The sequence below is a fragment of the Arthrobacter sp. efr-133-TYG-104 genome (genome assembly GCF_030208915.1).
Lineage (GTDB): Bacteria > Actinomycetota > Actinomycetes > Actinomycetales > Micrococcaceae > Arthrobacter.
Map to the genome: position 1 here is coordinate 28,296 of NZ_JARVTA010000003.1, position 19,727 is coordinate 48,022.

General features: G+C 63.6%; 19 protein-coding genes and 1 pseudogene. 11 read left to right on the top strand and 9 right to left on the bottom strand.

The window, feature by feature from the left end; genetic code table 11:
• Positions 1 to 523: 523 nt before the first annotated feature.
• Positions 524 to 2,950, bottom strand: a complete 2,427-nt coding sequence (locus QRN04_RS04245) for a phosphoketolase family protein (RefSeq protein WP_284974915.1) — start codon at positions 2,948 to 2,950, stop codon at positions 524 to 526.
• A gap of 311 nt (positions 2,951 to 3,261) precedes the next feature.
• Here QRN04_RS04245 and mgtA point away from each other — a divergent pair, with 311 nt between their 5' ends.
• On the top strand, positions 3,262 to 5,949 hold the full coding sequence (gene mgtA, locus QRN04_RS04250; protein WP_284974916.1) for a magnesium-translocating P-type ATPase: 2,688 nt from the start codon (positions 3,262 to 3,264) through the stop codon (positions 5,947 to 5,949).
• Between the two features lie 29 nt (positions 5,950 to 5,978).
• On the opposite strand, the gene QRN04_RS04255 is transcribed toward mgtA, so the two are convergent.
• Positions 5,979 to 7,142: an acetate/propionate family kinase gene (locus QRN04_RS04255; protein WP_284974917.1), complete on the bottom strand. Its 1,164-nt coding sequence runs from the start codon at positions 7,140 to 7,142 to the stop codon at positions 5,979 to 5,981.
• A gap of 177 nt (positions 7,143 to 7,319) precedes the next feature.
• Here QRN04_RS04255 and QRN04_RS04260 point away from each other — a divergent pair, with 177 nt between their 5' ends.
• The gene (locus QRN04_RS04260) at positions 7,320 to 8,210 is read left to right on the top strand and encodes a universal stress protein (RefSeq protein ID WP_284974918.1); all 891 of its coding nucleotides are present in this window, start codon (positions 7,320 to 7,322) and stop codon (positions 8,208 to 8,210) included.
• 67 nt (positions 8,211 to 8,277) lie between these two features.
• On the opposite strand, the gene QRN04_RS04265 is transcribed toward QRN04_RS04260, so the two are convergent.
• The 3 genes from QRN04_RS04265 to QRN04_RS04275 form a co-directional block, all read right to left on the bottom strand.
• Positions 8,278 to 9,345, bottom strand: coding sequence for a zinc-dependent alcohol dehydrogenase family protein (locus QRN04_RS04265; RefSeq protein WP_284974919.1), 1,068 nt, complete (start codon positions 9,343 to 9,345; stop codon positions 8,278 to 8,280).
• 60 nt (positions 9,346 to 9,405) lie between these two features.
• Positions 9,406 to 9,870, bottom strand: a complete 465-nt coding sequence (locus tag QRN04_RS04270; RefSeq protein ID WP_284974920.1) for a pyridoxamine 5'-phosphate oxidase family protein — start codon at positions 9,868 to 9,870, stop codon at positions 9,406 to 9,408.
• Positions 9,871 to 9,934: 64 nt separating this feature from the next.
• Positions 9,935 to 10,402 carry a pyridoxamine 5'-phosphate oxidase family protein gene (locus QRN04_RS04275; protein WP_284974921.1) on the bottom strand — a complete coding sequence of 156 codons (468 nt, stop codon included), beginning with the start codon at positions 10,400 to 10,402 and terminating at the stop codon, positions 9,935 to 9,937.
• 166 nt (positions 10,403 to 10,568) lie between these two features.
• Here QRN04_RS04275 and QRN04_RS04280 point away from each other — a divergent pair, with 166 nt between their 5' ends.
• Entirely contained in the window at positions 10,569 to 12,287 is a 1,719-nt protein-coding gene (locus tag QRN04_RS04280) for a GAF domain-containing sensor histidine kinase (RefSeq protein ID WP_284974922.1), read from the top strand.
• Positions 12,288 to 12,306: 19 nt separating this feature from the next.
• On the opposite strand, the gene QRN04_RS04285 is transcribed toward QRN04_RS04280, so the two are convergent.
• Positions 12,307 to 13,005, bottom strand: coding sequence for a response regulator (locus QRN04_RS04285; protein ID WP_284974923.1), 699 nt, complete (start codon positions 13,003 to 13,005; stop codon positions 12,307 to 12,309).
• A 193-nt stretch (positions 13,006 to 13,198) separates the two neighbouring features.
• On the opposite strand from QRN04_RS04285, the gene QRN04_RS18120 reads away from it, so the two are divergent.
• The 4 genes from QRN04_RS18120 to QRN04_RS04305 all read left to right on the top strand — a co-directional run bounded on the left by QRN04_RS18120 (position 13,199) and on the right by QRN04_RS04305 (position 14,802).
• Positions 13,199 to 13,432 carry a putative universal stress family protein gene (locus QRN04_RS18120; RefSeq protein ID WP_350224912.1) on the top strand — a complete coding sequence of 78 codons (234 nt, stop codon included), beginning with the start codon at positions 13,199 to 13,201 and terminating at the stop codon, positions 13,430 to 13,432.
• On the top strand, positions 13,429 to 13,791 hold the full coding sequence (locus tag QRN04_RS04295; protein WP_284974924.1) for an SPW repeat domain-containing protein: 363 nt from the start codon (positions 13,429 to 13,431) through the stop codon (positions 13,789 to 13,791). Before QRN04_RS18120 ends, QRN04_RS04295 begins: the two co-directional genes overlap by 4 nt.
• Before the next feature lie 248 nt (positions 13,792 to 14,039).
• Positions 14,040 to 14,546, top strand: a complete 507-nt coding sequence (locus tag QRN04_RS04300; protein WP_350224913.1) for an MBL fold metallo-hydrolase RNA specificity domain-containing protein — start codon at positions 14,040 to 14,042, stop codon at positions 14,544 to 14,546.
• Positions 14,479 to 14,802: a DUF3040 domain-containing protein gene (locus tag QRN04_RS04305; RefSeq protein WP_284974925.1), complete on the top strand. Its 324-nt coding sequence runs from the start codon at positions 14,479 to 14,481 to the stop codon at positions 14,800 to 14,802. Before QRN04_RS04300 ends, QRN04_RS04305 begins: the two co-directional genes overlap by 68 nt.
• Positions 14,803 to 15,087: 285 nt before the next feature.
• Here QRN04_RS04305 and QRN04_RS18125 read toward each other — a convergent pair whose 3' ends face one another.
• The gene (locus tag QRN04_RS18125; protein WP_350224914.1) at positions 15,088 to 15,369 is read right to left on the bottom strand and encodes an acetylxylan esterase; all 282 of its coding nucleotides are present in this window, start codon (positions 15,367 to 15,369) and stop codon (positions 15,088 to 15,090) included.
• A 69-nt stretch (positions 15,370 to 15,438) separates the two neighbouring features.
• Between QRN04_RS18125 and QRN04_RS04310 the strand changes: the two genes are divergently transcribed.
• Positions 15,439 to 16,434, top strand: a complete 996-nt coding sequence (locus QRN04_RS04310; RefSeq protein WP_284974926.1) for a dienelactone hydrolase family protein — start codon at positions 15,439 to 15,441, stop codon at positions 16,432 to 16,434.
• Positions 16,435 to 16,645: 211 nt separating this feature from the next.
• Here the strand turns inward: QRN04_RS04310 and QRN04_RS18130 are convergent, their stop codons facing one another.
• Positions 16,646 to 16,768: an IS3 family transposase gene (locus QRN04_RS18130; RefSeq protein WP_350224915.1), complete on the bottom strand. Its 123-nt coding sequence runs from the start codon at positions 16,766 to 16,768 to the stop codon at positions 16,646 to 16,648.
• Positions 16,769 to 16,781: 13 nt separating this feature from the next.
• Between QRN04_RS18130 and QRN04_RS04315 the strand changes: the two are divergent.
• Positions 16,782 to 16,919, top strand: a pseudogene (locus tag QRN04_RS04315) (IS30 family transposase); the annotation flags it as partial.
• A 152-nt stretch (positions 16,920 to 17,071) separates the two neighbouring features.
• Here QRN04_RS04315 and QRN04_RS04320 read toward each other — a convergent pair.
• The gene (locus QRN04_RS04320; protein ID WP_284974927.1) at positions 17,072 to 17,731 is read right to left on the bottom strand and encodes a TetR/AcrR family transcriptional regulator; all 660 of its coding nucleotides are present in this window, start codon (positions 17,729 to 17,731) and stop codon (positions 17,072 to 17,074) included.
• 100 nt (positions 17,732 to 17,831) lie between these two features.
• Between QRN04_RS04320 and QRN04_RS04325 the strand changes: the two genes are divergently transcribed.
• Positions 17,832 to 18,284, top strand: a complete 453-nt coding sequence (locus QRN04_RS04325; RefSeq protein WP_284974928.1) for a nuclear transport factor 2 family protein — start codon at positions 17,832 to 17,834, stop codon at positions 18,282 to 18,284.
• Positions 18,281 to 19,174, top strand: a complete 894-nt coding sequence (locus QRN04_RS04330; RefSeq protein ID WP_284974929.1) for an SDR family oxidoreductase — start codon at positions 18,281 to 18,283, stop codon at positions 19,172 to 19,174. Before QRN04_RS04325 ends, QRN04_RS04330 begins: the two co-directional genes overlap by 4 nt.
• Positions 19,175 to 19,727 lie beyond the last annotated feature (553 nt).

The window sequence follows — 19,727 nt, forward strand, 5'->3', positions numbered from 1 at the left end:
TACATCGTTTCCTGGATCAGGCACAAGGACCGGTCAGAAGGTCGGCCGCGTCTCTGAAGCCTATTGACCGCCGTTCGCCAGCCATAGGGCCGAAAGACCCGGAGGTGTGACTAAATACCCGGGGGGAGAGACTGGAAATAGCGACAGTGGACGCAGTCAACCCAATGACCGGAAGTAACATCGAGGTGATCCATCGCAGGAACCCGTTGAGGCTGTTGCGGATCTCGGAATTGACCCGGAAAGCACCTCGGATTCTGGTCCTCTGCTCACGGGGTCGATTTCGCCGGGTGAGCTGCGATTCTTCGATTTCCAGGGCGTCGCCGTCGATGATGGTCCAATCACCTTTTGGCCCGGTATTCCTGAATCACACCAACGAGGATATTGCCCAGTTCAGTTCCCGTGTGGGGCATTACCTCAGCGCTCGACCGCCCGGAATCGATGCGGGAATCGGTCTGCTGCAGGCCAGTTGGCCCGGGCCTGGCTGTTGGGTCACATGAGCATACCTCTGATTCGATTTCGGGCGTCAGGGAAGGGGCGGTGTCCACGTCCAGTCCCGGATTTCGGGGAGGTCTTCGAAGTGTTCGCGGATGTATCGTGTGTGTGCATCCAGCTGCGTGCGGCAGAAGTCGACGAGTTCATCCGCGCCCGGGACTTGCCGGTGGACGCGTCGCAGCGCTTCGAGGACCAGGTGGTAGCGGCTCATTTTGTTCAGGACCACCATGTCAAAGGGTGTGGTGGTGGTTCCTTGTTCGTTGTAGCCGCGGACATGGAACCGTTCCGGGCGGGGACGGCCGTGCAGGAGTTGGTGGAGTGCTCGGGCGTAGCCGTGCCAGGCCATGATGACTTCGCCGTCCTCGGTGAATAGTTCTCCGAACTTCTCAACGGACAGGCCGTGGGGGTGGGTGTCGCGGGGTGGGAGGACCATGGCATCCATGACGTTGACAACGCGGACCGTGAGTGCAGGGAGGTGCTTTTGCAGCAGCCAGGCTGCTGCCAGCGTCTCTTGGGTGGGGATGTCTCCGGCGCAGGCCATGACGACGTCGGGCCTGGCCCGGGCGTCGTCGGGTTCCTTCTTACTGGCCGGGTCCTCGTTCCCGGCCCAGGACCAGATGGACGCTCCGGCCGCAGCGTGCTCCCTGGCCTCCTCGAGCGTCAGGTACTGCGGGTGCGGCTGCTTGTCGACGACCACCAGGTTCACGTAGTCCCTGCTTCGCAGGATGTGTTCGGCGGTGACGAGCAGCGTGTTGGCGTCCGGTGGCAGGTAGACCCGGGTGACGGTCCCTGAAAGGGACAGCACTGTGTCGATCAGTCCGGGCCCCTGGTGGCTGAAGCCGTTGTGGTCGTTGCGCCAGCAGGTGGAGGTCAACAGGATGTTCAGGCTCGGGACGGTTGCTCGCCATTGAAGTTTCCGTGCGTGCTGGAGCCATTTGGCGTGTTGGATGGTCATCGACGCGCTCACCATCGCGAAGGCCTCATAGCTGGCAAAGAGTCCATGGCGGCCCGTGAGCAAGTATCCTTCCAACCAGCCCTGGCAGAGATGTTCGGAGAGGACCTCCATGACCCTGCCTCCCGCTGAGATGTGGTCTTCAGCCAGTGCATGCTCACTTTCCCTCGCGGGTTCCAGGAGGCAGCGGTCGGTGGCCTCGAAAACAGCCCCGAGCCGGTTGCTGTTGGTTTCGTCCGGGCAGAAGAGCCGGAACCGGGGATCGTTGGCCGTAGCGATGTAGATGTCCCGGAGCAGTTCCCCCAGCGGCCTGGTGGTCTCATGGATGACCGATCCTCGTGGCGCCGGCTGCAGCGCGTACCGTTCCAAGTCGGGGATCTCCAGGGCAGTGCCGGCACCGCCACGGCTCGCGCGCACGGCGCTCATGCGAAGGCTTCCCGCCGGGGCAAGTGCTGCCAATTCGGGGACGAGTCGGCCTCCACTGTCGAAGAGGGTTTCCGGCTGGTACGAGCGCATCCAGGCCTCCAGCTGCGCGAGGTGTTCGGGATTCTCTCGAACGTTGGCCAAGGGCACCTGATGGGAACGAAAGGTTCCTTCGACCGGGAGCCCGTCCACCACGGCCGGGCCCGTCCACCCTTTCGGTGTTCGCAGGATAATGGCGGGCCACCGCGCCGGGCCATGCACGCCCTGGCTACGCGCCTTGGATTGCAGTTCACGGATGCGCCCATAAGACTCGTCCATCGCCGCGGCCAGGGCTCGGTGGACGTGCCCGGGATTGTCGCCGGAGACGGTCACCGGGTCCCATCCGTGGGCCTTGAGCAGCGCTTCCACATCCTCGTCGGATCTGCGGCCCAGGACAGTCGGGCCGGAAATCTTCTGCCCGTTCAAATGCAGTATCGGCAGCACCGCACCGTCCCGGGCCGGATTGAGAAAGGATGGCGCCTTCCAGGATGCTTCCAATGGGCCGGTCTCGGCTTCGCCGTCGCCGATGACGCAGGCGACGATCAGCCCGGGATAGTCCATGGCCGCGCCCGTGGCGTGCATGAGGGAATAGCCAAGCTCGCCTCCTTCGTGGATGGACCCGGGAGTGGCAGGGCCTACATGGCTCGCGATCCCGCCCGGCGTGGAAAACTGCCGGACTAGTCGCCGAAGCCCGGGGACATCCATCCCCACCTTCGGATAGATCTCCGAGTAGGTGCCCTCGAGATAGACATTGGCGACGACGGCGGGACCACCATGGCCCGGACCGGCAACGAAGAGGACCTCCGCGGAGGTTCGTCTGATCAGCCGGTTCAAATGGGCATAGATCAACGACAGCCCGGGGCTGGTTCCCCAGTGTCCCAGAAGCCGCGGTTTGATGTGGCTGGTTAGCAGCGGATCCCTCAGCAGGGGGTTTTCCTGGAGGTAGATCTGGGCCACCGTGAGGTAGTTGGCCGCGGACCAATACCGGTTCAGCAGCTCAAAGTCCTCACCCCGTGCCTCCAGGACGACGGCTGTTGTTTCCATCTGGTTGCCTCTTCCGGGGTCGACGGCGTGCCGAGTGCACGCGTTTCTGGCGCCTGGACTGTCTGATCTTTGCGGTGCCGGTCTTTCACGGTGTCAGATACACGGCAGAGCGGTTAGGGCCATAGGGCCCTATGCCGGGAGGTCGTCCGGGATGGTGAGTTCGAAGCGATGGTGAGTTCGGTATGGTGGGCCACTCACATCCGCTCGAACCTCAGGCACAATCCTCTCCTGGCCGCCCAAACACCGGGCCCCAAGCCGTACCCTTATCCCAAGGGCGAGTCCCTCCGGCGATGTATTCGAACGGATATGGCATGTCAGATCTCAAGGTCCAGGCGCGGCGTTCCATCGAGCTGCCGATTACAGAGGCCGCGTGTATCCCCCCGGACAAGGTGTTGGATCACTTGGCCTCCACCTTCACAGGCCTGACAAACCAAGAAGCAGCGGCGCGTCTTGCAGAGCTCGGGCCGAACGCCGTGCGGACGCACCGGGCCAATGGATGGGCGGTGCTGGGCCGGCAGTTCGCCAGCCCCATCCTTATCCTGCTGATTATCACGGCGGGGATTTCCCTCTTTCTGGGCGATGCCACGAATTCGGTCGTGATCGGCGGGATTCTCCTAATCAGCGTGGGATTGGGCTTCACCAACGAATTCCGCGCCGAACGGGCCTCCGAAGCCTTGCATTCCCGGGTGACCCACCGCGCCGCCGTGCTGCGCGACGGGACCACGCAGGATGTGGACGTGACCGCTTTGGTGCCAGGCGACGTCGTACATTTGAGTTTGGGCGCTATCGTCCCCGCCGACATCCGTCTTCTGAGCACCAAGAACCTCCTCTGCGACGAAAGCATCCTGACGGGGGAGTCCCTGCCGGCTGGCAAGGATCCGGCCCCGGTGGCGCCCGCGTCCTCCCTCGGCGACCTCGCATCCTGCGTCTTCATGGGAACCGTCATCCAGTCCGGCGGCTGCACTGGCGTGGTGGTGGCCACCGGTGGCCGCGCCGAATTCGGCCGGATCGCGCTGGGCCTGGGGGAGCGGCAGCCCCAGACCGAATTCCAGCTCGGGCTGAAACGGTTCTCGTTCCTGCTTTTGCAAGTGGCTATCGGGCTCACCACGCTGATCTTCGTCGCGAACCTGCTGCTGCAGCGCCCGCTCATCGAGTCGCTGCTGTTCTCCCTGGCAATCGCCGTCGGCATCACGCCGCAGTTGCTGCCCGCCGTCGTGAGCACGAGCCTGGCTACCGGCACCCGCCAACTGGCCCGGCGGAAGGTCCTCGTCAAGCGACTGGTCTGCATCGAGGACCTGGGCGACATGGACATCCTGGTCACCGACAAAACCGGGACCCTCACGGAGGGGCGCATCAGTTTCACTGGCGCGCTGCCCGCCTCCCCGGAAGTGTCCGACGTCGAACTCCTCACCTTGGGTTTGCTGGCCACCGAAACCGCTTACTCCGAGGCCAAACTGTCCACGGCCGGGCAAAACCCGCTCGATGCCGCCCTCTGGGAAAGCGCGGGTGCGGCGGTCTTTGATCCGGCCCGTTTTGAGCGCCTCGACCTAATCGACTTCGACCACCTGCGCCGGCGAACCAGCGTGCTGGTGCGGGAAGCCGGCGGCCCGGCGCGCTTGGTCACCAAGGGCGCCCCCGAAGACGTGCTCGCCCTCTGCGGACCCACGGCGTCCAACGTGCAGGCGATGCTGGACGAACAGTTCGACGCCGGATCGCGCGTCGTCGCGGTGGCCTCCCGCGCGGCGACGGGGCTGAGTAGCATCACTCCCGATGACGAAAAGGACTTGGTCCTGGCAGGCTTCCTCGTCTTCCTCGACCGGCCCAAGGCGAATGCGAAAGCGTCCCTGGACCAACTGGCCATGCTCGGCATCTCCGTGAAAATCGCCACCGGAGACAACGCCAAAGTTGCCGAAAAAGTATGCTCCGAGCTCGGCGTGATGTCCGGCGGGACCCTCACCGGTGCTGACATCGACGCCATGAACGATACAGATCTGGCTGCCACAGCCCGGGCAGCGACCATCTTTGCCCGCGTCTCGCCCGAGCAAAAAGGCCGCATCATCACGTTGCTGCGGCAAAGCGGCGGTGCAGTGGGTTTCATGGGCGATGGCGTCAACGACGCCCTGGCCCTTCACAAGGCGGACATCGGGATCTCCGTGGACAGCGCCACCGATGTCGCCAAGGACGCTGCCGACATAGTGCTCTTGGAAAAAGACCTTGGTGTCCTTGCCGAGGGCGTGATGGAGGGCCGGAGGATCTTCGCGAACACCATCAAGTACGTGCTGATGGGAACCTCCAGCAACTTCGGCAACATGTTCAGCGCGGCCACGGCGTCGGTTGTGCTGAGTTTCCTGCCGATGCTGCCGGGCCAGATTCTGCTCAACAATCTGCTCTACGACAGCGGCCAGCTGGCCATCCCAGGCGACCGCGTGGACAGGGAACAGCTGCTGGCACCATCGCACTGGGACATCGGGTTTATCCGGCGCTTCATGTTCCTCTTCGGGCCGATCAGCTCAATCTTCGATTTTGCGACTTTCGCGCTCATGCTTTTTGTTTTCAACGCCGTCCCGGGGGAGTTCCGGGCCGGTTGGTTCATCGAGTCCATCGCCACGCAGACTCTCATTATCTTTGCGATCAGGACGCGGCGGGTTCCGTTCCTGAGAAGCCGTCCCTCGATTGGCCTGTTAAGTGCGTCCCTAACAGTGGTGGCCGCGGGGATCTTCCTGCCCCTATCACCGCTTGCCGGCCTGTTGGGCTTCGACCTGTTGCCGGTGCCGTTCTTCCTGGCGGTCCTGGGAATGATCGTTATCTATATGGTCATGGTGGAATTCGCCAAGAGCTGGTTCTTCGCTCGCGCCGCTCAGCAGTTGCCGGGTGTGTCGACGCCCGTCCGCCGTCGCCCGGAAACTCACCACATCTCTCGTCGCGCCTCCCGCTTCAGCGCGCCTGTTGCCGGGATTCTGCCAGGGCGTCCATTGCGTCGGCGGCTTAGGGCTCAGTAGCCGCGACCCGTTGGTACCAGCGGGGTTGTTCAGGCCCGATCTGCTGGAGCCTGTGAAAGAAGGACGGCGGCCGTTGCCTCCGCGATGGCCCGCTCCTCGTCACTGGGAACGACCAGCACGGGAAACATTGATCCGGCGGTACTAATGCTTCGGATGCCGGTGCCCTCCACCTGGTTCCTGTCCTCGTCGATATAGAGGCCGAGAGGCCCAAGCAGCGACATCACCTGCGATCTGAACTGGACGGAATGCTCACCGATACCACCTGTCAAGACCAATGCTCCGGCCCCGCCGACAACCATGTTGTAGGCGGCAACGTACTTGGCCAGCCGGTAGGCGGCCATGTCGGAGGCAAGGACAGCCTTGGGATCCCCGCGTTGCACGGCATCCTGGACGGTGCGCATGTCTGATGAGCCGGCAAGCCCCAAAAGGCCCGACCGATGGTTGAGGAGCAGGTCCACCTCGTCCAGGCTGAGGCCGCGGCGCTGCATCAGGATGACAACGGATGGATCAAGATCCCCGCAGCGGGTTCCCATCACCAGCCCTGCCACAGGGGTCAAGCCCATGGACGTGTCGACGCTGTGCCCGCTCCTGACGGCGGTCACGGAGGAGCCATTGCCAAGGTGCGCCACGACGGCGTTGAAGGAAGTCAGTGGTGTTCCGAGGAACGCTGCCGCTTCCCGGCATGCGATCTCGACCGAGATCCCGTGAAATCCGTAGCGCCGGATCCCATATCTCGTGTATATGCCCTCGGGAACTGCGTAGCGGGAGGCATGTTCAGGCATTGTATGGTGGAACGCTGTGTCGAACACGGCTACTTGTGGCGTGTCCGGCCAACGCGCTGCCGCGGCGCGCATGCATGCCACACTCGCCGCGTTGTGAAGCGGCGCCAGCTCGCCAAGTCCCTCTATGACCCCCATAACGTCCGGGGTGACGCGGACAGGGGAGCTAAAGCGTTCCCCGCCATGAACCACACGGTGACCGACGGCGTCGACGCGATTTGCGCCGGAAGAGCACCGGGTCGTCGCGTCAACCTCGTCGAAGACAGCGCCAAGGAAATCGGGACCAAAGCCGCCCTCTTGGGGCCCGTCAACCACACGATCCAGCAGGATATCCGGCTTCGTCCCGGGTGCTCCGATGCGGCGCAGCTGGTACTTCAAGGATGAGGAACCGGGATTCAGTACAAGGATCAGCATGCCGATGCCCCTTCAGGACGGCCTCACAGCGCGGGGTCACAGGACGTGACACTCTTTGAGAGAGCATAATCCCGCGCTCCTGTTCCCAAGGAGGGCCTTCCGGCCCTAGTGGGTCACAGCAGGGGCCGATAACACTGAAGAGACAGTGCTGCGGCTTCTTGGAAGGCGCGTGTATTCATGAAGAAACAGATCCTTGTGGGGGTCGACGGCGCCTCGGTGGGCAGCACCGCTGCGGACTGGGCGGCCGAACGCGCCCGAAATCTTGGCCTTCAGCTGAATTTGGTTCACGTGGTTCCAGAAGTGTGGGCATTCCCGGAGAAAGCCCACCATGAGAAGGCGATCGCCGAGGGCAAGGACCTGCTGAACAGCGAGTCGGCCCGGATCGCGGGGCTGACTCCTTGGTTGGACGTGGTCATGACCCTGAGCGCCGGAGAGCCCTCCGAGACGATGCGCAAGCTCTCGGCGGTCGCGGAAATGGTCGTCGTGGGAACCGACCGGCGGCCCGACAACCACGGCGAAGGATTCGGATCGGTCAGTTTTCAAATCGCCATCCTCAGCCATTGTGCCGTCGCGGTGATCCCTGCCGTCGCGGTGATCCCTTCAGTCCGGTCTGGAGAGGCGTCCGGCGTCGTGATTGGTGTCGATGGCTCCAGCGATTCCGGGCTTGCGGTTGAGTTCGCCATCAACGAAGCGCGGCGGATGGGTCAGGAACTCGTGGTCGTCCATGCCGGCGCCGAAGCCGGACCTGCTTCTTCATCTTCGAAAAGACTCGTCCACGGGGCACCTCCGGAACCCGGGCTTGACGGGCGCATGTTGCTCTCCGCAACGGTTGGGAGCCTGACCGGGCGATACCCTGGCCTGGCCGCGCGCGAGATCCTGGACCTCCGACGCCTACCGGGCGAAGCGCTCCTCCACGCCAGCGCTCATGCGCGTCTGCTGGCCATCGGCTGCAAAGGACGGGGCGGGGCCCGCGTACTCCTCGGTTCGGTGGCCCAACACGTGCTGCTCAATATCCATTGCCCGACGCTGATAACCCGTCCCGCATTGGAGACAACCGTCCCGCTGTGAATCAGTCTCAGGCGCACGAGACCCTTCCTTTGGTGAGGATCCGGGCCACGTTGTTCCTTCTGTTTGCCTAGTGGTGGGATTCCCGGCTGAGGACAACCTTCAGGGCGTGTGTTTCCGCTGCCTTGGAGAAGGTGTCGTAGGCATCAATGATTTGTCCCAGGGCGAAATGGTGGGTCGCGAATTTTTCGGCCGGGATTTTGTGCTGGGCCACGAGACGGAGCAGCATCGCGGTGGTGTTGGTGTTGACGAGACCCATGCTGATGTTGATGTTGCGGATCCAGAGGTCCTGTAGGCGCAGTTCGACCGGCTTGCCATGGACCCCGATGTTGGCCACGTTCCCGCCGGGGCGGACGAGCCGCAAGGCCATCTCGAAGGTGTCAGGGATGCCGACCGCTTCGATGGCCACATCCACCCCTGCGCCGTCGGTGTAGGACATGACGTCGTTGATCCACCCGGGCTTGTCCGGGTTCACGAGTTCGGTTGCGCCGAATTCCCGGGCTCTGGCCAGGCGCCCCTCGTCCCGGTCGATGGCAATGACCGTAGCGGCACCGTGAAGTCCTGAGGTGAGCATTGCTGCCAGGCCGATGGGGCCGGCGCCGACGACGGCGACGGCGTCGCCTGGTTTGATGTTCCCGGCTTGGACTCCGATTTCGAATGCAGTGGGCAGAATGTCCGAAAGCATGACGGCCTGGTCGTCGGTGACCCCGTGGGGCAGCTTGTACAGGGAGTTCTCTGCGTAGGGGACGCGTAAGTACTCGGCTTGGGTGCCGTCGATGAGATGCCCGAAGATCCAGCCGGTTCCGGCTTGGCCTTCCTCTCCCAAGCAGTGGGAGTAGAGGCCCTTCTTGCAGTTGCTGCAGTGGCCGCAGGATTTGATGCAGGAGATCAGAACGCGGTCTCCGGTCCTTAGTCCGGCGACTGAAGAGCCAACCTCTGTCACCGTTCCGACGCCCTCGTGCCCGAGAACGCGTCCTTCCTGGACGGCCGGGACGTCGCCTCTGAGGATGTGCAGGTCGGTCCCGCAGATGGTGGTGGTGTCGATGCGGACGATGGCGTCAGTGGGGGTGATGATGCGAGGGTCCGGAACGTCGGTCCACGACTTCTTTCCGGGCCCTCCAAATACGAGTGCTTTCATGATTGGTCCATTCAGGAAGGCCAAGCGGTGCCTTTGGCGGCACCGGCCAGCAACGGCCGGTCAGTGGAAAAGTTCGGAACGGGGATCCCACACCGGGGTTGTCCACACGTCGGGCCTGGTGGTCTTGAACCGGCGCCCCGTGACAGCGTCAAAGCTCAGGCGCAGATAATGCCTCTTGCTTCCGGGTTGCCAGGGATCCAGGTGCAGGGCATCGGCGGCTGCCTTCTCCTGCTGGTCGACAATAAGGCGGGCCTGACCGCGGACGACGACGCTCCAGGCCTTCCCGGAGCCTGCATTGAAGCCGTCGATTTCCAACGCGCAGGGATCCCTCATTGAGCTCCAGAATTTCGTGCCGATACCGGTTCGGAAGACGATGGAGCCCTCGTCCAGAACGTAGTTCACAGGGAAGATGTCCGGATGGTTTTCGACGATCAGGGCCAGCCTACCGACCGTCGTTTGGCCCAGCAACTCAAAGCACTCCTCGGGGGTGAGTCTTTCAATCGGGTCCGCTGATTGAGGGTTCATGGGCTTGACGCTACCCGTGGCCGTCCGCCGTTGTTAGGGGCTTTGGACCCGAGGGGTGGCCCAGTTATTCAAGGCCGGCGCGGGTGGCGTCGTCCAGGGGAGTCCACCATGTCAGGGGTGGGGTGACGGGGAAGCGGCGCCCGCTGATCGACGTCGGGACGATGCGGATGAAGTGGTCTTTGCGGCCCGCGTGCCACGGGAATAAGAGCAGTCCAACCGTGTCGAGGACCTCCTGGGTGAGTTTGATGGCGGCGGCCTGCCCTTTGACGACGACGCTCCACGCCACTCCGGTGTCCGGGTTGACGCCGTCGGCTTCCAGCGCGACGGGGGTTTCACCCAGGGCTGAGTGGAGTTTGGTTCCGTCTCCGGTTCGGAAGACGAGGGTGCCGTGGTCGACGGTGTAATTGATGGGAAAGATGTCAGGGTGGTCCTGGACCCAGACGGCCAAGCGCCCCACCGATACCGTGCGCAAGAGTTCCAAGCATTGCGGGGGCTCGAGGACTTCTGGCTCTGGTGATGGTTTGTTCGTCATGACGCAGAGGCTACGCCGGGTCGTGGCGGGGGAACAGGGCACAAAGACCCTCGTCTCGTCGGCGTCTGGAGCAACACGGGACTCCGGAGTAGTCTGTCAGCTACGCAACCATCTCTTTACTTCGCTTTTTTATCCGGCGTGGGCGCGGTACTTCGAAAGGCAGTAGATGAATGGCTCCAGTCCGGACCCTGAGCGGTCTGGGCGCCCGCAGGCCACCGGGATCCGGATCGAAGACTTGCTCAGGGACTTCTTGGCCAGGGCGGGGGAACTCGTCGATGCCCAGGAACACATGCGGGGACTGCTGGAAGCAGTCGTCGCCGTCGCCGAGGATCTGAGCCTTGAAGCTGTGTTGGACAGGGTCGTTACCTCCGCTTGTCGGCTGTTGCACGCCCGCTACGGCGCGCTGGGTGTCATCGGTGAGGACAAGTCCCTGAGCCATTTCGTCACAGTCGGGATCGACGAGGACCTTGCCCGCCTGATCGGTCCGCTGCCGACCGGTCACGGTGTCCTCGGTCTGCTCATCAGCGAACCCGCATCCCTTCGCCTTCATGATCTGCACCAGCATCCGAAGTCCTACGGGTTCCCGGAAAACCACCCACCCATGAAGTCCTTCCTCGGGGTCCCCGTGCGGGTCCGTGACACCGTCTTCGGGAATCTGTACTTGACGGAAAAAGAGGGCGGAGGTGACTTCACTCCCGAGGATGAGGACCTCGCCGTGGCGTTGGCCGCGGCCGCGGGAGTGGCCATCGAGAACGCCCGCCTCTACGAGGACGCCAGCCGCCGTGCGTCCTGGCTTGAGGCCTGCATGGAAGTCACCGGCCGGATGCTCGGTGAGGATCCGACGGCGGAGCCCGACGACCTAGCGCTGGGTCTGATCGCGGACAAAGCACTACGCGAATCAGGTTCGCAGCTTGCCCTGATCCTGGTTCCTGACGGAGAGGTGGAATCGTACGCCGTCGCAGGTGCTGCGGGTCCGGGCGCGGCAATGTTCGCAGGGAAGATCCTGTCCATGAATTCTCCGGAGATCAGGGCGGTCGCAGCGACTGGGACACCAGCCTGTATGGACGAAGCAGAAGACATCCTTGGACCGGCCGACGACGTGTCCACTGGAAAGCTTTTGGCGATCGACCTCAGCGCCCAAGCCGCCCACCACGGATTACTGCTTCTGGTCCGTTCGCCCGGAGCGGGACCATTCGCCAAGACGGATGTGGAGATGGGGGCTGTCTTCGGCTCCCACGTGGCCCTGGCCTTGGAGCTTGACCGGATCCACCGGCTCCGTGAGCAGTTGGTGGTCTTCTCGGACCGGGATCGTATCGCCCGGGACCTCCACGACGTGGTTATCCAGCGCATTTTCGCCGCTGGCCTGAGCATCCAGAGCCTACGGCGGCTGACGACTGGCCAACCTGCTTTGACCCGCATCGATGCCGTCACAGCGGAGTTGGACGCGACCATCAGGGAGCTCCGCAACACCATCTATTCCCTGCATACCGGTTCCGGCGAACAGGTATTGTTCAGCAGTCGGCTACTGCAGGCTGTCCGGAACGCCACCAGGTCGCTGCCGTCCGTCCCGCACTTGACGCTCAGCGGGGAGGTCGATTCAGTGCTCGACGACGGAACCGTCACCAACGCGCTGGCGATGATCTCCGAAGGCCTCAGCAACGCGGTCCGCCACTCCGAAGCCCGGACAGTCGGTGTTTCAGTGTCAGTGGAAGATGGTTTCCTGACCCTGATCATCGAAGACGACGGCGAGGGCTTCACGTATCCCGTCCAGGGAAATGGTCTGGTGAACATGGAACACCGAGCACTGGAGCTGGGAGGCTCGTGCAGCGTCACCAGCGTGCCAACGCAAGGGACTACCGTGGTGTGGTCGGTTCCGGCCCGTTGACCGGTCCCCGGCGCAACCGTCAGCTAGCCCTTCCTGTATCCGGCACTGTTCCGTGGGCCAGATACACCGCGGCTTGGGTTCGCCGCTCGAATCCCAGTTTGGCCAACATCGAGGATACGTAGTTCTTCACGGTCTTTTCGGCCAGCAGCATCTCTTCGCCGATCTGGCGGTTCGTCATGCCTTGGCCGACAAGTTCGAGAACGCGCCGCTCCTGGGGAGTCAATGAGGCGACCCGGGGGTCTAGCCGCTGAGGTTCCGTGAGCCCCTGAATGATTTTCGCTTTCACCGAGTCATCAAACAAAGATTCGCCCCGCGCAGCCCTGCGGAGTGCACCAAGCAGGTCGGTGCCGCCGATTTCCTTCAGGACGTAGCCAGCCGCGCCGGCAAGAACCGCGCCGCGGAGGGCCTGTTCGTCGTCGTAACTGGTCAGTATCACGCAGTTCAGTGTGGGGTCCACGGAGCGCACCTCCCGGCATACTTCGATGCCGGTGCCGTCGGGCAACCTGGCGTCCAGCACCGAGACGTCGGGGCGCAAAGCCGGAATGCGCCTGGCTGCTTCCTCGGCGGAACCGGACATGCCGACCACCTCAAAGCCTTCGCTTTCCAGCAGTTCCTGCAACCCGCGGCGGACCAGCTCATGATCATCCAGAACATAGACACGGATTGGTCGCGCGCCAAGGACCCCGGCGTCGCTTTGGGGTGGTACTGGGCGTTCCATGATCCTCCTGTCAGGCGACCCGTGGCCGCGGTCCCGCCGGCCCGCCATGGTTGCCCGGCCTTGTCATTGTTCATGACCCTTCCAACGCATACAAGGGCCGAAGGACCCGGGCCGGGGCCATGACTTTCGACCCTGTTTGGTAGTGAATTTTGTGCCCATTCTTAGAGAAACCGCGGAAACGGGAAGGAACACCATGGGTACGGGCACCCGGAAGGAAAAAATCGTTGTCGGGGTGGACGGCTCCTATGCCTCCATCGAGGCCCTGCGCCAAGCACAGCGCATCGCCGCAGCACTGGGGGCCACGCCCATTGCCCCGTCCTTGTCGTCCACTCACCCGAACCCGCTGAGCACCCCGCGCCCCGTCCCGGCATACCCGGGGCGGCAACCCAAGACCCATAAACCGATCAAAGGAGCAGAACCTAAATGAAAAAATGGAACTGTTGGCAGGATTGGACGGCCATCGCCGCTGGGGCCTTTGCCGCACTCTCCGTACTGTGGACCGCCCAGGGCGGATCCTCCACAGCCTTCATGGTCGTCCTCGGCGTCCTGCTGGTCGTCGCCGGCCTCACCAACCTGACCAGGCCAGGGATCCCGGCTGCTGAATGGGCACAAGCCGCGTTCGCTCTCGTCCTCCTCCTGGCGCCATGGATCGGGGGCTTCGCCTCCATGACGGGTGCCGCGTGGAGCGCCTGGATTCCAGGCGCCGTCGCCGTGGTGGTAACGGCCTTGGCCATCAAGCCCAGCACGGAGGAATACCGCCACCATCATGTGATGCCGACACCATAGCCAGCACCCCTCGGCCCGGGCGCCCGGCTCCATCGGACGCCTGCACCCGTCCAACGCTGAGGAGACCAGCATGAACAACAAACGCATCCGTGACCATAACAGGATCACCACAGCCGATGCGGTCAGGTCCCTCGACGCCTTCGAACCCCAGGACTCTGATGCCCCGATGGAGCTTGGAGAGGGCATCGAGGCGACTTTCCTCCCGGCCGGACACATCCTCGAAGCTACTCAATCTAAGGGGAGGGTCAATGATCATCATCTCGGCCAGCGGCATGCTCACCGGAGGCAGGATCCTTCACCACCTCGAAGCCCATGGTCCGGATCCGAAAAACGCCCTGGTCCTCAGCGGCTACCAGGCTGGAGGAACCCGCGGCGCTACCCTCGCCGCAGGCGCACGGGAGCTGAGAACCTTTGGCCAGGACGTTCCGATGAAGGCCGAGGTCGTACAGATTGAAGGTTTCTCCGCACACGTCGACTCCAACGAAATCGTCCGCTGGATGCGCACGGCGAGCCACGCACCCCGAATGACCTACATCATGCACGGCGAACCGATTCGTCGGACGCCTTGCGTATCCGCATCCAGCGAGAACTTGGCTGGACCGTCCGCGTCCCGAATACCTCGAAGCAATCCAGCCCGAGAACCCGCACTAAAAACAGCAGTTCCACCCACGCAAACACAGGAGGCCGATGATGGCTCTCTCAGAACACGAAAAGAAGACGTTGGATCAGATAACCCACCAACTGGAGTGCGATGACCCCAAGTTCGCGTCCAAGATGGGATCAACGCCCGAGCCAACAAAGGCCAGGCGCACGGCGCTGGGCATCTTCGCCGCCCTCGTCGGATGCCTTGTCCTGCTGACCGGTGTCGCGGCCCGAGCCCCGGCCTTGGGGGTCATTGGGTTCGCCATCATGGGCACCGGGGCGTACTTGGCAACGATGCGCGTCGCTTCGTTGCGGATCCCACGGCGCCCGAGCGCTTCCCCGTCCTTAGGCCCTGCAGAGCTGGGGTAGCTGACATGGAAGCCGTCATTGAAAAGCGGCGGCCTGAACCCCGACAGCCCATTCGGCCCAGCTCGGATGAAGCCCGCGCGTTGGACCGAATGACCGCTTCCTGCGGCTCGCTGAAAGGCTATTCAATCAACAATGTCATCAGACAGGAGACTTCACCCTGCAAAACGCACCATACCTTCATCTCACCGCATGCCGGTCGGAAGAACGTGAAGGCTGCGACGGCGAGGCGGCTCCTAGCAAGGCTGTCTACTTCACGAAGGGCCACCTGCCCGTGCGAGTCCACGTTCAACATCGACCAGAAATGGACATCCGATTGCGGCCGCCCGGGCCACGTCGGGTCGGAGAGCAGCAAGGGCGAGGGGCACCGCCTTGGCTCACGCCCCGGACTCCAAGCCTTTCGGGGTTGACGGCCGGGTGCTGAGAAACGACGTCGAAGCACCTGATCGCGCCTGCATAAATTCCGCGGTAGATGTACGTGGCGGGGGTACCAATGGCTGTAGGACGCGGGAGTGCGGAACGCTTACGGACGAAAGGGCTGGGTAAGGAAGCCTTAGTACCAACACCCACCAGTTCGTGCCGCCCGCACGTTTCTTGAGAACGGTTGTCCTGTTCGTGGTTCGCTGTGAAACTGTGATCATGGCGAACTCTGGTGAAGTGTCCTGGCAGCTGGATGGCATCACCATGGAGGGCACGGTTGTCCGGCCCGACGGCGACGGGCCGTTCCCGGCAGTGGTCCTCGTCGCTGGCAGCGGCCCGACCGACCGGAATTGGTGTTCACCGCTGCTTCCCGGCAGTAACGGTAGCGCGCGGCTCTTCGCGGAGGCGTTCGCCCATGCCGGTATAGCATCTCTGCGCTATGACAAGCGGGTGACCGGCCCGCACGCGATGGAGAACGTCCGGAAGCTCACCGGAAAACTGAGCATGAAGTCGCATCTGGATGAGCTGGTCGCGGCCGTTCAGACGCTCTCCGGATTGGACTACATTGACTCCTTCAGGATTGCCGGGCTAGGCAACAGCGAAGGCGCACTCCACGTGCTCCACTACGCCACCAGCGCCCAGGAAATCCCGTTCGTGGGGATCGTGCTCGCCGCACCCCCCGGACGCCCTATCCAGGCAGTGCTGCTGTCCCAGTTGACGCTTCAGTCCGCCCAGGTCCCCGGCGGAGCCGAGCTGATGCCCAAGGTCGAGGAAGCCGCTGCGCGCTATGCGGCCGGTCAGCCGATGAATCCCGACCCGGGCCTGCCGGACAGCGTGAAGATGGTCCTCGCGAGCTTCGAGGCTCCGATGAATCTTCCGTTTGCACGGGAACTATGGGTCGAGTCCACCTGCGACTCGCTGGGGAAGGTGCAGATACCCACGCTGGTGATGATCGGAGGGAGAGACGTGCAGATCGATGTTCATGCCGACGGGGACCCACTCCAGGGAACCGCTGCTGGAATGACGAACGTGACCTTCGCATTCCCCCCCAACGCGAATCACGTGTTCAAGGAAGATACCCGCAGCCCTGCGGAAGTGGCTGCGTCACCAGGGAACGGATATAACGCCCCGGATACACATCTCGACCCCGAAAGCCTCAAGACGATCCTCGCCTGGCTGGGAGGGGTCATGAATCTAACGGTGCCCCCGGTCTGACGAACCCCGTGACGCATCGTGACTGGGATGATCCCCGGCGCGACGGTGGTATGTGACGGCGATGGACCGCCGCGCAAACCCGCAAGGTAATGCGCGGCTGATTGGCCCCGGGGTGTATCCGGGCCCGTCTGGTTCTGTTACTGGCCTGCATCAGCGAAAACACCAATGGCCTGCTGGAGTGTTCCCCGGAAGTTGGACTGCTAAATAAACGTTACGTGGTGGCGAGCTTGTGGGCGAGGTATTCGTCGGGGCTGAGGTAGCCGAGTCTTCGTTGTATTCGGGTGGTGTTCCACCAACGCAGATACTCGGTTAGCCCGGTGTGGAACTGCTCCACTGCTGCGCCAGTATTCCCTCAAGGCAGCGACTTGAGCATCCACAGCGCGACAGATCTCGACGGGGTCGCCCAGGAACTCAACGACCGGCCACGCAAAAGACTAGAGTTCAGAAAACCGATCGAACTGATCGAAGGACTCCCGTTGCAATGACCGCTTGAATCCGCCGATCCTTCACCTTGCGGCCTGGGGCGGTGTCTGTCCACTCTCCGCGCGCGGATTGCCGTCGAAAGTCGCAACGGTACGGTCCTCGACGTTCCCCGTCCCGGGCCTGGCCGACGTGCAGACGACGGCGGCCGGCGTTCCTACAGCAGGTTTGCCGTGAGCGTCCTGGCGATGAAGGTGCCGTACCGCTCGGCGGACCATCCCCGTTTCACGACGAGGCTTTCGTACAGCTCCGAGGTAGTGCACGCAAACATGACGTCCGCGGCCTCCAAGGCGCTTAGGCCTGGACGCAGGAGCCCCCGGGCCTCCATCTGTTGCGCGTTGTGTAGCATCCGCCGGTAGCGGACATCGTCGACCTCGCGCAGCAAGTCCGCCATGGCAGCATCGCCGCTGGCCGCCGCGTCCCGAATGAGCAGCATGATCGGTGCCTCGAGCGGGCCCACCTCGGTAGTGAAGCGACCGAGCCGCTCCATGAGTGCTAGCGAATCGGTGGCAGTCAGCTGCGCAAGATCCGAACGCTGCTCGGCTGGTGTCCCACCCGCACCGAGGAGGCTTTGTTCCTGGATGGCCCGCACGAGCCCTGGCTTGCCGCCGAAGTTCTTGTAGACCGATTCGGGAGACACTCCGGCCGCGCGTGCGATCTGCGCTATCGTCGTGGGCCCGAAACCCTGCGCGAGGAACAATTCGCGCGCCCGTTCGAGCACGGTGCGCCGCGACGCCTCGGCGAGCTCGCGGCGCCGTCGTGCGTCGTAGGGCCGCCCGGGCGTGGGAGGGTCTGACGCATTGACGTGGTGGCTCATCGGTCCTAAACTCCAATCAATACAGTTAACTGTATTTAAAGTAAATCTAGCAGAGCTGAGCCTCCTCCACACACGCCCGAGGCACCAAGGAGTCATCATCATGGACACGCCTGACGGTGTGGACCGCCTTCCCGACGGGCCCGTCCGTCGCATGTTCGCCGCCGCCGGCCAGCACGACCTCGACGGGATGGTCGCCGAGTTCGCCGACGACTACATCAACATCACCCCCAACCACCCCGACCGCAGCTTCACCGGCAGAGCTCAAGTGCGGTCCAACTGGTCCGCCCTCTTCAAGGGAATCCCCGATCTCACGCTGGAAATCCGTGACGCGGCGACGGCGCCCGATGGGAAGGTCTGGGTCGAGTGGGCCTCCCGCGGTACACGTCGTGACGGCGTGCCCGTCGAGCAGGCCGGAGTCTCGATCTTCACCCCGCGCGAGGACCGGCTCACCGCCGTCCGGTTCTACCTTGAGCCCGTCGAGCGCGCTTCCGGGGACGTCAACACGGCCGTCCGGGCTGTCGCCGGCGTCGATTCGACGGGACCACGGCCATGATCCTCGTCGTGGGCGCGACCGGTGATCTCGGCGGCCGCGTTGCCAGGCAGCTGCGCCTGGAGGGACAGGACGTCCGCTGCCTCGTGCGGCAGCGGAGCGATGACACCGGGTTGCGCGAGCTCGGCATGGAAGTCGTGCGCGGCGACCTCACGGAACCTGCCAGCCTCAAAGCTGCATGTCAGGGCGTCGATACTGTGATCGCCACAGCGACGGCGATCGGCCGACGCCTCGCCGGGACCAGCCCTGCGACGATCCGGGCCGTGGACGAACAAGGCATGAGCTCCCTGGTGGATGTGGCCGAGGCCGCGGGCGTTCGCCGCTTCGTCTACATGTCCTTCGCCGGAGCCGACGAGGTTATCGGCACACCCCTGGATCGCGCCAAGCTGGCGATCGAGAGGCGCCTGACGAGCTCAGCGATGCAGACGGTCATCGTCCGCTCGGACGCATTTCAAGAAGTCCACCTCGCCCCCATGGCCCGTTTCGACATGGCCGCCGGGAAGGCAGCGGTCATCGGCAAGGGTGACACCAAGAGGCGCTGGGTGGCCACGGATGACGTCGCGGCTCTTCTCTCGGCGGTCGCACTCGAGCCGGATCCGCCAGTGCTGATCGAGGTCGGCGGCCCAGAGTCGCTCACGAAGAACGAAGCCATCGCGTTCGCCGAGGAGCTCATTCATCACAAAATGAAGGTGCGGCACATGCCGCGCCCCATCGCCCGCCTTGCGATCCGCCTGCTCAACCGCCGCAACGACGCCCTCTCGTCCTTGTTCGGCGCCGGGCTGCTCGGGGACCTCCGGGAGGCCACCTGGGACGACAAGCCCCTCCGCCAGCGGGGAATCAACCCCAAACCCGCCCGCGACTTCCTCCGCGAGCAGGCGCGCGAACTGACCTGAGCGGCCCCGTGGATTTATAGGAGACGTCTCGGCGTGAATTGGTCTGGTTCGCCTTGAAGGGCACCTCGCCGGGGAAGGCAAGGACGGTCCCCATCGCCGTTGTCCCGCCGGGGGGCGCTGTCGTTGTCCGCTTGGAGCCGGCCGGTGTGACCACGGCTAACGGCTCCCGCGACCTGTTCCTCTACTGCCCCACGTCGCTTTTTGCGGCAACCACCTTGGCGGCTGCATGGGGGCAACGTGCGGCCATAGGATCAGGGTGTCATGATCGCGCACTAGGCGCTGCGTCTGCAGATCCCAGGCCATTGGTCGTGGAGCCGATGAGTACGACTCGATCAAGGCCTGCGCGAGCCTCAGGAACGGCTGATGTTCACCTATCTTGTCGTTAAGCGGCACTGTCAGGTGCCCAGCGACAAACGTGTCCAAGCAATGTGGCGCTGTCGTGTGGTGCCCGAAACTGCGCGCACCGATCCCGCGGGCCGCCGCAAATGACCGAAAGACCCCCTGTTGCCTCACGTCAATAGGTCCGGGAAGCGTGGTTCGTTGCCTCATGTGA